This window comes from Okeanomitos corallinicola TIOX110 (genome assembly GCF_038050375.1).
Classification (GTDB): Bacteria; Cyanobacteriota; Cyanobacteriia; order Cyanobacteriales; family Nostocaceae; genus Okeanomitos; species Okeanomitos corallinicola.
Genome location: NZ_CP150886.1, coordinates 4,545,711 through 4,557,318 on the forward strand (window position 1 = coordinate 4,545,711; position 11,608 = coordinate 4,557,318).

General features: G+C 36.5%; 8 protein-coding genes. 2 read left to right on the forward strand and 6 right to left on the reverse strand.

All coding sequences use genetic code 11. The features are described from left to right. Positions 1-134: 134 nt before the first annotated feature. Positions 135-1,115, reverse strand: coding sequence for an aldo/keto reductase (locus tag WJM97_RS19930; protein WP_353930499.1), 981 nt, complete (start codon positions 1,113-1,115; stop codon positions 135-137). Positions 1,116-1,286: 171 nt separating this feature from the next. On the opposite strand from WJM97_RS19930, the gene WJM97_RS19935 reads away from it, so the two are divergent. Further along, on the forward strand, positions 1,287-3,317 hold the full coding sequence (locus WJM97_RS19935; protein WP_353930500.1) for a family 10 glycosylhydrolase: 2,031 nt from the start codon (positions 1,287-1,289) through the stop codon (positions 3,315-3,317). 364 nt (positions 3,318-3,681) lie between these two features. Beyond that, positions 3,682-4,557, forward strand: coding sequence for a DUF5895 domain-containing protein (locus WJM97_RS19940; RefSeq protein WP_353930501.1), 876 nt, complete (start codon positions 3,682-3,684; stop codon positions 4,555-4,557). Between the two features lie 74 nt (positions 4,558-4,631). On the opposite strand, the gene WJM97_RS19945 is transcribed toward WJM97_RS19940, so the two are convergent. The 5 genes from WJM97_RS19945 to WJM97_RS19965 form a co-directional block, all read right to left on the reverse strand. Next, positions 4,632-5,864, reverse strand: coding sequence for a murein transglycosylase A (locus WJM97_RS19945; protein WP_353933230.1), 1,233 nt, complete (start codon positions 5,862-5,864; stop codon positions 4,632-4,634). Continuing rightward, positions 5,864-6,112, reverse strand: coding sequence for a hypothetical protein (locus WJM97_RS19950; RefSeq protein ID WP_353930502.1), 249 nt, complete (start codon positions 6,110-6,112; stop codon positions 5,864-5,866). Before WJM97_RS19950 ends, WJM97_RS19945 begins: the two co-directional genes overlap by 1 nt. A gap of 181 nt (positions 6,113-6,293) precedes the next feature. Then, the gene (locus WJM97_RS19955) at positions 6,294-7,064 is read right to left on the reverse strand and encodes a hypothetical protein (protein ID WP_353930503.1); all 771 of its coding nucleotides are present in this window, start codon (positions 7,062-7,064) and stop codon (positions 6,294-6,296) included. 763 nt (positions 7,065-7,827) lie between these two features. Beyond that, on the reverse strand, positions 7,828-10,569 hold the full coding sequence (locus WJM97_RS19960; RefSeq protein WP_353930504.1) for a GAF domain-containing protein: 2,742 nt from the start codon (positions 10,567-10,569) through the stop codon (positions 7,828-7,830). Between the two features lie 545 nt (positions 10,570-11,114). Beyond that, complete coding sequence (locus tag WJM97_RS19965) at positions 11,115-11,588, reverse strand: NADAR domain-containing protein (protein ID WP_353930505.1); 474 nt, start codon at positions 11,586-11,588, stop codon at positions 11,115-11,117. Positions 11,589-11,608 lie beyond the last annotated feature (20 nt).

Below are 11,608 nucleotides of genomic sequence, written 5' to 3' on the forward strand. Positions count from 1 at the left end.
AATGAACCAGAATATACATTATCATCAATAAAAGAATATAATCCTGAAGCAAAATTTCCCCAGCAAGACACCAAAGATTATTAAATAATCTCAGCCAATAATTAATTCAACCCCAAGATGAATAAAAAATTTAATCACCTCGTCTGAAAAATATTCTGCACCATCTTCTTCTCCGAATTAGCCGCAGCATTATCTAATTCTGTCACCTCCCCATCACTCAAAGACCAACCCAAAGCCCCGATATTCTGCTGTGCTTGTTGCAAATTCTTCGCCCCAGGAATGGGAATTGCACCTTTACAAATACACCAATTAATAGCAACTTGAGACATAGTTTTATTTCTCTGCTGTGCTATTTCTTTTAAAGTTCCTAAAACTCCCTGAATTCCTGGTAATATCTGTTTAAATAAAAACCCTCTCACACCTTCGGGAAATTTACCATTTTTTTCAAACTTACCTGTTAATAAACCCAATGCTAAAGGACTATAAGCAATTAATTTAATCCCTAAATCATCACATACATCTTTTAAACCTAACTCTGTGACAGGATAGGTTGATAAAAGTGAATATTGTACCTGTAAAGTTTTAATGGGAATTCCTCTTTCCTGAAATCTTTTATGCACCCACAATAATCTTTTTGTACCGTAATTTGATAAACCTACACCTTTCACTAAACCCTGTGCATATAAATCTCCTAAACCATCTAATAAACCAACTTCTTGCCAAGGTGCATAATTAGCAGTTGACCAGTGCATTTGCACCAAATCCACATTTTTTCCTAATCTTTGAGCCGAAGCATTACAGGCAGAAATAATTGATTTTCTTGTCCATCGCCAAGGATAAGCGGCTAATTTTGTAGCTATACAAATATTGTTTTGATTGATGCCTTGATATTCTTTATTAAATTTTCCTAATAATGATTCACTGCGGCCATTTAATTTACCTGTTCCATAGGAATCTCCCGTATCAAAGAGGGTGACACCGTTATTTACACAGAGGTTAAATACCTGTTGTAATTGGTCATCCATGCTTTGATTGTATCCCCAGAGAAGTTGATTTCCCCAAGCCCATGTCCCGCATCCCATTGTCGGTAAAGATAGATTTTGATTAGTTTGCATATTTAACAAAATTTATGATTACAACCCTCAATCATAAGCCTTTCTGGAATGATTAGATACCCAAATTATGATATTAAATAATAATTTATTGTTAATCTCAAATAAGAAGTCGGGGATCTGGAGGTTGATTTGTTACATTAACAGTGGATGTTAATCTACTTACAATCAACAATGGTATCTACTCCTAATTTTCCCGATATCCAAAATCATTGGGCCCGTTTATTTATCCAAGCTTTAGCCCAACGTCGCATTTTAAATGGTTATCCTAATGGTACTTTCCGTCCTGATAATTCCGTCACCCGTGCGGAGTTTGCAGCTATTATCGGTGCTGTTCTAACTACACCTGTGCAGCGGGAATATGTTCCGTTTAAAGATGTTCCTGATAATCACTGGGCAAAAAATGCCATTAAAAAGGCTTATGAAACAGGTTTTATAGTTGGTTATCCTGATAAAACTTTTCGTCCCAACGACAGAATTTCTAGGGGTGATGTCTTGGTAGCGATGATTAATGGTTTGGGCATTGCTAACCAAGTTAAACCTGATTTAGCGGGTAATTTATCGCAAGTTTATCAAGATAGGGCAGCTATTCCTAATTATGCTGTTAATCAAGTTGCGATCGCCACTCGTCTTGGTTGGGTAGCTAGTTATCCCAATACTAAATTATTTAACCCAAAAATAGCTGCTACCCGTGCAGATGTGGCAGTGATGGTATACCAGGCTTTAGTATATCAAAATAAAGCTGAAAAAATCCCTTCTAATTATTTGGTTGTACCTCCTGATGTTGTGAGTGTAAATCCCAATACACCCACAGCAAATACTGTCAAAGTTAGTCATAAACGTGAATTTAGAGGTGCTTGGATTACCACAGTTTGGAATAGTGATTGGCCTTCCAAATCAGGGTTAAGTGTTGAACAACAAAAAAACGAACTGTTAGCAATTATTAAACAATTACAGTTTTTAAATTTCAACGCTTTAATACTACAAGTAAGACCAGAAGGTGACGCTTTATATGCTTCTGAATTAGAACCTTGGAGTGCTTGGATTACGGGAACTCAAGGTCAAGCACCATCACCATTTTATGATCCTTTAGAATTTGCTATTTCCGAATGTCATAAACGTAATATTGAAGTTCATGCTTGGTTCAATCCTTACCGCGCCAAAACTACTACCAAAAGTGGTTTTAATGTCCGTCCCCATCTAGCAATTACTAATCCCGAAGTTGTTTATCAATGGGGTAATCAATTATGGATGGATCCCGGAGCAAAAATAGTTCAAGACCAAGCTTACAATGTCATCATTGATGTTGTCAAAAGGTATGACATAGATGGTATTCATCTAGATGATTATTTTTACCCCTATCCCATATCTGGTAAAGATTTTCCTGACAATAAAACATATGCAGCTTATAAAGCAAATGGTGGTAAATTAAACTTAGAAGATTGGCGTAGAGAAAACGTTGATCAAATGGTATTGCGCTTATCTGAAGGAATTAGAAAGACCAAATCTTATGTAAAATTTGGCATTAGTCCCTTTGGTATTTATCGCCCTGGACAACCGCCTGGAATTGTTGGTTTAGATGCCTATAATGTTCTGTATGCAGATGCCAAAAAATGGTTACAACAAGGTTGGATAGATTATCTAGCACCCCAACTTTATTGGCGCACAGATCAAACCCAACAAGGTTATGAAACCTTATTGAAATGGTGGACTCAAATCAACACTAAGCAGAGACATATTTACGCTGGAAATAATATTTCTAGACTAGATGGAAAAGCTTGGAAAAATACAGAAATTGGTAAACAAATTATCATTTCCCGTAATTTAGCTACTAACTTTTCTTTGGGTAATATCTTTTTTAGTATGTCTTCTATTAAAGATAATCGTCAAGGAATTGCTGACCAATTTAAACAAAGCTATTATCCCCTTCCTGCCATCATTCCTACTATGTCCTGGCAAAGTCAAACACCTCCACCTCCCCCCAAAGAAATTAAATACGAAAATGGTAAATTAAACTGGCAACCAGGAGATAATCAACCTGTGCGTTCTTGGACACTTTACCGTCAAAATGAAAATAATTGGACAATTCAAAGAATTTTATCTGCTGGTACTACATTTGCAACTGTTCCTACAGGAAATTATGCAGTGTCTGCTGTGGATAGATTAGGTAATGAGAGTGAGGGTATCACAATTACTGTTACCTGAGATTGATGGATTTTCTCCTAATAGCTAAATTATTTTATAGATTATGAAGTAAATAGAGCTTGCTGAATAAACCTTAAAATTTTTAGCTATTAACTTCAATATTCATTATTTTCTCAAATTATTGCCACATCTCATCTTCTACCGCCTTGTCACCCGTTAAGGTTTTTTCGTGTTCTTCGCTTCTTCGTGGTTCATTCCCTTTTCTCCTCACTCATATAACAATTATACCCAACTAACCCTACTTAAACCCAAACCAACAACTCCCGAACTGAAATTGTTAAAATCTAATTCAGAAAGTGCCACACCTCCTATGAGGATGGTACAAAAGACAAACTTGTAAAATAAAACACGCGGATATTAAAAAATGGTTACAGCATCTGCTAAATTCGACTTTGAAGACGAAAAATTTAACGCTCCACCATCCCAAACCCTCCCTTGGGCTTTAATGATCAACCCCCGTTATGGTGCGGATGGTTTACAAAGTTATGGTTTAGCAATTAAAAGCGATAATGCCCAAGCTGTGGGTTTTCAACCTGATGATAATTGGCAAGAAATAGAACATGAATTTAGTACGGGAGAAGTAGGTACTATTTTTATTACCACTACTCCCAGATTAGTAATTATTCGTCGTGGTCCTCTATCAGTTCAAGACAGAGAAACAAAAATTAGATTAGGTACTTTTAAAGATTATAAAGAGGATTTTTTAGCTAATAAACTTAAATTTAAAGTTTACACTCGTCATCTAATTTTTTTAGTCGGTGAAGATAAAAAGTTTTTACATCATTTGCCTCTACAATTAACCCTCAGTGGTGCAGCCGGCGCAAGTTTTGGTAAGAGTTACACTGAATATCAACAAGGTAGACTGACTGGTGGTTTTGCAGGAGAATTAGAAAAAGCCTATGCTGAGTTTCAGAAAAAACCATTAACCCCCAAGGGTCCTTTATTTCATGCACATGGGATTTTTTGCCCCATCATTGAATATGAAGAAAGAGGTATTGAACCAAATGTGATTCCTGTGGCTTCTACTGTAGATTATCAACATCCTACAGCTTCCACTTTAACAAAATATATGATTGCTTCAGATTCTCCAGAATCGGAAATAATTTGTAAGACTTTTGAAGATTACAAAGAATTTGGTAAGGAAGTTATTAAGCCTGAACCTTCTAAAGCAGAAATAGCTGGTGTTGCCAGTTCTTATATTTATGCTGATGATGATGAATTTGGATATCCTCCATATTAAGAGGGTGTAGGGTGTAGGGGAGACAGGGGAAAAATATTAACGTCACCTGTCACCTGTCACCTGTCACCTAATTCCTATTTTTTCAACAATAAATAATACAGTGATCCGTTGCCGCCTGTAATTCCAGCCCGATCTCCTGCTAGTTTTCCAGTACCCATGAAGTAATCTACTCTACCTGGACTCTTAATTGCACTACCTGTATCTTGATCTAAAACAAACCGATCAACTCGGCGATTTTGTAATCTGCCTCTACCCGCAGGAAAAGGAAATGAGTTGTTAATCAGTGCTAATGCACCAGGAGGCATAAGCGATTTATCTGTCGCAATGGAACGTTCTGCTGTTACAGGTACATTAATACTGCCTGTTGCTGCTGTACCGTTGGTTTCTTTAAAGAAAACAAATCTTTCCCAACGTGGTAAGTAATTATTTAATTCTTTGGGATTTTGACGGAAATAACTAATTAACTTAGGCATGGTTAAACCGCTCAATGGCAATTTTCCATCTTTTGCTAGTTCTCCACCAATGCTAGTCCAAGGATAATCTGTACCACCAGCAAAACCGACAGAGGTTCTCTTTCCATTGGTTAGCTTAATTTGGGCAGAACCTTGAATATGAATCATGTAGGGATCAAAGCGATTGCGAAACCAAAGCATTTCTAAACCACTGAGTTTACTCTTTTTACCCAGTAAACCATCCTTACCTTCCAACTCCACCCGTTTAGGATGGGGTTTAGCCCATTCTTTAAAATCTGGTGGTACGTTATACAACGGATATTTATACACAGAGGTTCGCACACGGCTGGCTGTGTATTCCGGCTCATAATAGGCAGTAAATTTTACAGTACCCTTGCCATCATTACCTATGGACTGGTAAAAAACAAATTCCCGATGTACGGCTGCTTGTAGTTCTTTAGCTGACTTGGAACTTGCCAATATTTGCCGGAAGCGCAATAAACTACGACGTACCCGATCTAAAGTAATCTCTGGGATGGGGTAGTTAGCGTAAACTTCCGCAGCTTTCTTACTATCCAAATAACGCAAACTGTTATCAATGGAAGTTAACAAAGCCTGGCGATCGCCACTTCTTCCCCACAGTTGCTCATCCCACCCGATACATCTTTGTCTATTACAAGCAGCTTCAGGACTAATTAGTTGAAGCGCTGGTACTACTTCAGGAGTAACTGGTTCTGCTCCTGGTACTGGTATAGGTACTGGTTGGGGAATGGTAACTTGAGCTACAACTGAGCTAACAGGATTTACAAACGCAATTCCCAGACTCAAGGACAATAAAGCAAGGGTTTTTTTCATCATCTCTCAATACTAGAACTAAAAATAGGCTCTACTCGAATCCCCAAAATTTTAGACGGACGTACCACTAAATATTCACCTTGAATATTCTTAATCGGTACGTTAATAAACTCGTTAGAATCGTGCTTTGGTGTCAACACACTGGTGTACCATTTCTGAAACTCTGGAAAAGTAGAAAAACGCACTTCTTCCCGATGTCCACTATCTAGCAATAGGTGAACAGCATATTCATTTGGTGTTCTGGGCATAAATTTACATTATTTTCTATACATCCAACCCATTGTTAACTAAATTACTCCCCAATGCAAAGGGGAATTACAGGGAATCAGTTGAAGTTACACCAAAGCAGAGAAGGAGTTCACAACTTTTTCTTCCCCATCATGACCTGGCTTCTCCGCCAACAGTTCCCAATACTTGCTAGATAAAAAATCAAAAAAATAATTTAAATCTTGCTAATTGGTTTTCCAACGTTAATGTGAGGGTTTTATTCAGTTCATCCCCGTCGCTAAATTGTAAAATTTGTTGCATAGGTAAATCAAAGGGAAATTCTCCTTCTAATTCTGGACGCTGTTGATACATGAGTAAAATTTGTTCAGATCGTTTACTCTCCAGCGCGTAACCAATTTCTACACAAACGTTAGGACTGGGAATTAGTTGACTAGCTTCTTTTCCCTCTACCGCAGTGATAGGTGTGGTATCAGCAATAAATAATAAACTTCTTTTAATTTTCCGCATCATAGTACGGTTGAGCCGTAAAGGTGCATGACTCGGACGTGATGATTCTACTAATGTTAAAGGTAGACGGGATTTACTATTTAAAATTTCTAAGCTTGCTCGTAGTTGTTCCCTAATTAAATCACTAGCTGCTGCATATTCGGTTTGATAAGAGAAAAAAATTGTAGGTTCAAGTTGTGCTAACAATGTCTGTTTAGTCAAATAAATTTCATGACTAATTAAGTCAATGTTGGCTACACAATAACCACCACTACCCTCAATATAAAATTCTATATTTTCACCTTCTAGATAGCGTTTAAACCAAGTGGATGCTTTGACTTCATCGCTATCTTCTAAAAAATCCGCACGCAATCCCGATTTTAGGAGGCTTTTTTTACTCAGACGAATGTCTGGAGGACGGTTTTCCAATTCTGAAATTGGTTCATAATCTTGTAGATACCACGCCCTGAGCGCAATTATTGACATAAAAGGCTATTTAAACTGTTTTTCTATTCAATTGTAGTACAAATTTACGTATTGGTGACTGGTGACTGGTGATTGGTGACTGGTGATTGGTGATTGGGTAAAAATTTTACCAATGACTAATGACTAATGACTAATGACTTATTAATAAACACAACAACACCCAACATCTACTAACTGTTTTCTCCCTCCCCTTGTTTATACTAGCCAGGGATGTACTACGCTTCATCAACTTGATAAACAAGTAATGAAAACCAGTTACATTGCCCCCTGATTCTCAATAATTTGAGGGAATATCAGCTTTCGCGTTGGGCGTTGTTGCGTTTTGACGAGACAGATAGGAATTTAACAGCGTTTTTACCTCTTACTACTTATCTTCACGACTCTAGCTGTTTGATCTGCCAGGGAAGCTTTCTTCTGTAGCTTCAATTATTAGAATAACACCCATAAAATTGTTTGGTTATTTTTGCAATTAAACTTTACTTTCTATTAGTAAATAAGTAAAGAAAGGTTGAGTTATTGTGTTGGTTAATCAGGTCAATTATTTATGAGCAAATGATTTCATGTTACTTGATATTTCATAAATATTTAATAGTAATTACTCATTTTTAGTTTAAGTTTTGTAAAAATAATCCTAATAACATGATACAGCAGATTGCAGATAAATGAGGTACAGAATCAAAATTGAAACTTAGACACCAAGCTAGTTTCACTCCTGACTCCTGACTCCTGAATTCTGCTGTATTAAACTTTCATGAGTCATTGCTTAATAGTTTTCCCCTTTTGCTAATTTCGCAGGAATTTCAATCCAGAATTCTGTACCTTTACCTGGTTCTGAGATACATTCCATCAGTCCACCATGTTTTTCGACAATAATTTGATAACTAATTGCTAAACCCAATCCTGTACCCTTACCTACAGGTTTAGTGGTAAAAAATGGGTCAAAGATTCGTTTTTTGACATCTTTACTCATACCAGGTCCATTATCGGCGATACTAATCAATAAATAAGGATGTGTTGGAGATACCCTAGTAGAAATACGAATAGTGGGTAAAGGTTTAGTATGAATTATATGAGGATTTTGTTCTATCTCATCAGTGAGGACATCAATGGCATTACTGATCACATTCATGAATACTTGATTCATTTGTCCGGCGTAACATTCTACTTTTGGTAAATCACCGTAATCTTTAATTATCTTAATGCCAGGAAATTGACTATGTGGTCTAAGTCGGTGCTGTAAGATTAATAAGGTGTTATCAATACCTTCGTGTAAATCAACTCGCTTGTTTTCAGCTTCATCCAGGCGGGAAAAGTTGCGTAATGATAATACTATGGAACGGATGCGATCTGAACCTAATCGCATTGATGACATGATTTTTGGTAAGTCTTGTACTAAGAAATTCAGGTCAATGGCTTCAATTATGGATGTAATTTCAGTGCTGGGGTTGGGATAATGGCATTGATAAAGTTGGAGCAGTTTAAGTAAATCTTCTGTATAGTTGCTGGCATGACAAAGGTTGCCATAGATAAAATTAACAGGATTGTTGATTTCATGGGCTATACCTGCAACTAATTGCCCCAAACCAGACATTTTTTCAGTTTGAATTAATTGAGCTTGGGTTTCTTGCAGTTGATGTAAGGTATGTTCTAATTGGGCAGCTTTGGTTGTGGCTTTGGCTTCTGCTACACAGCTTTGTTCATAGAGTTGTGCTTGTTGAATGGCGATCGCTGCTTGATCTGCTAACTGTTGTAATAAATCAATTTCTGCGTCTTGCCAAGTTCTGGGAAATTGACATTGGTGAGCAACTAATAAACCCCACAATTGCTTTTCCATTTTGATGGGTACAATTAAGTTAGCTTGCACCTGCATACTTTCTAGTAATTCTCTATGGCAATCACTAAGTTGATCTGTAGCAACATTATGAATTGCTCTAACTCTACCTTCTAAATAGAGTTGTACATATTCTTGGGGAAAACATTCTGATGATAATTGTAACCCTAAAATTGATTGCCAATTACCACTAACTTCTTCAACAATTACTTCACCGTTAGATTCACTAAATAATTGATAAATTAAAACTCGATCAGAGTTTAGTAAGGGGCGGACTTCTTTGACTATCGTTTGTAATATGGTGTTTAAATCTAAAGTTATGCGAATTTGATCTGTAACTTGTTTGATGGCTTTTGTTAGTAGTAATGTTTTTTCTAGTTCTGCTGTTTGTTCCTTGACTCTAATTTCTAAGTTAGCATTTAACAGATGTAATTCTTGGGTGGTTAACTGCTGTTGAATTGCCATAGAGAAGTTATGACACAAAGCCTGTGCTAATGATATATCTTCAGGATTCCAAGCTGGTGCTTGTCCTTTTTTTTCTTCTCTCCAAGCTGTAAATGAAAGACGTGGTAAGTCTTGACGGATATTAGCATCGCTTCTTCCTGCCCAGAGGATTTCACTATCAAATTCTGGACGAAAAATTGTTAATGCACCAATCAGATTTTCTCGATAGTGTAGAGGAATAATCATTATTCCTCGAATTTGAGTTTGTTTAAATACTCGGTGCAAAAATCTTAAATTAGATTGTTGATACAAATCAGAAATTACACCAATTTCCCCGGCTTTGTAAGCTGTTAAGTAGCTTTGCCAAACTGGATTTTGTTCAATTAGTATTTGATCTGATTCTTCAGATAAATTCGGTTGTTTACCATAGATGTATAATTCTTGAGTTTGTTGAATATAAAGTCTGCCACCTATACCATTGAAAGATGCAGTGGTTATTTCTAGTGCTTTCTGTAGTTGAATTGTTGGTAATTGATGTAGGAGAGTTGTGATTTTGTTAACAATTGCTTCTCTTTGTTGTTTAGCTCTGGCTTCGCTGAGAAGATGACTTTGAGAAATGGCGATCGCTACTTGATCCGCTATTTGTTGAATTACTTTTAATTCCCGCTTTAAAACAGTACGCGGCTTACTGTGGTGGGAAACTAATAAACCCCACAGTTTTGGTTGTTTTGATTCTCCGGTAGGATCATATTCTAAAATCGGTACTACGAGGGAAGACAGTACACCCATGGCTTCCAAGTATTGAATATGACATGGATCTACTTGTCGGTAGTGAATGTTTTGTGTGCGTAAGGATTTACCATTCCTGGCTGACTTTAGTGGGGATAAGCCAATAATACCTGCGGATACATCCACGATGGAACGTTGACGTGTCAATAAAAACATTTCTCTGGCAGACTCGGGAATGTCCGCAGCTGGGAAGTGTAACCCTAATAATGAGGGTAGTTGCTGTTGATGAATTGATTCTGCTATGACTTCACCACTACCATCAGCGGCAAATCTATATATCTTTACTCTATCTGTTCTTAAAAAGGAACGAACTTCTGTAACAGTGCTTGTTAATATTTCTTGCAGATCCAGCGATCGCCTGATCTGCTTGATCATTCGATGTAGTAAGTTTTCCTGATCTATACTTTGCTGCCAATTTTCTGCTTTATCGGTAAAAGTCATTATTAATCTTCACCTTGTCAAAAAAAAATTAATTATTTAAACTCTTCGTATTATGTAGAGTTATAACTTAATCCTTTATAGATTTATGATCTTTTGTTTACTAAACTTCATCTTCTTTAGATAATAACATAAATTTTATATGTAGTTTTTTGAAATATTTTCCAGTAATAATACTTATTGGTATTAGATTGGTGTTAGCCTGTTATTAATAAATCTCAGTCAATTTTTGAGCCAAAAATTATTTAGCTAAAGCTATAAAAACCTTTGTGGACTTATACTTACACCGCCTATTTTTAGTAAGTCAGTAACTATTACTATCTCCATCAACAAAAATTAAATTCAAACTTGATTCCTGTTTTTTAAGTTTATTATTTTAAATAATTTTTATTAATTGCTGTTAACATTTGTAATTATAGGAAATATATTTTCATATATTTTTGGTCTTGTTTTTAGGATTTTTACATAAGCAAAGTCTGTTTTTATACAAACAAAGCCTGCCGTGCAGGCTAAAACTATGACATTCTAAAAGTTGTATATACTGTGAGCTATGTATTACTTTTTACTGAAATATAAAGAGACTGACGAATTTCCTCACGCACACTCATGAGGATTTTACCGAGATGATTTTCACCAGTATGATCAGCACCACAACCCCAAAAATAGTCAGTAGGTGAGTTTTCTATTAAAATCTCATCAGCGGTGACTAATAATACTTCTCGAATTTGAGCATGGGTCAGGAACTTTTTGAGTACAGCAACTCGCATGATGTCAGTTTTCACTATTTCCCAATCTGTCCGCAACGCCCTCGCGGTAGAGCGCCCCAAGGCTGCTGCCTTTTCAGGGGTACTAGCAGCATGGATTAAAGGTATAATTTCTTCATCCTTGCTACCAACAAATTTTTGAGCTTGATAATAATGTTCAACAGTTGGCCAGCAAACACCCTCCATTTCTATAGGATGGGGAGAAAAGTTAGAAAAACAGCCATAGGGCTGCCCAGCTTTGTAAAAGTAAATAGTCATTTGAAAATTGCTCTTCTATA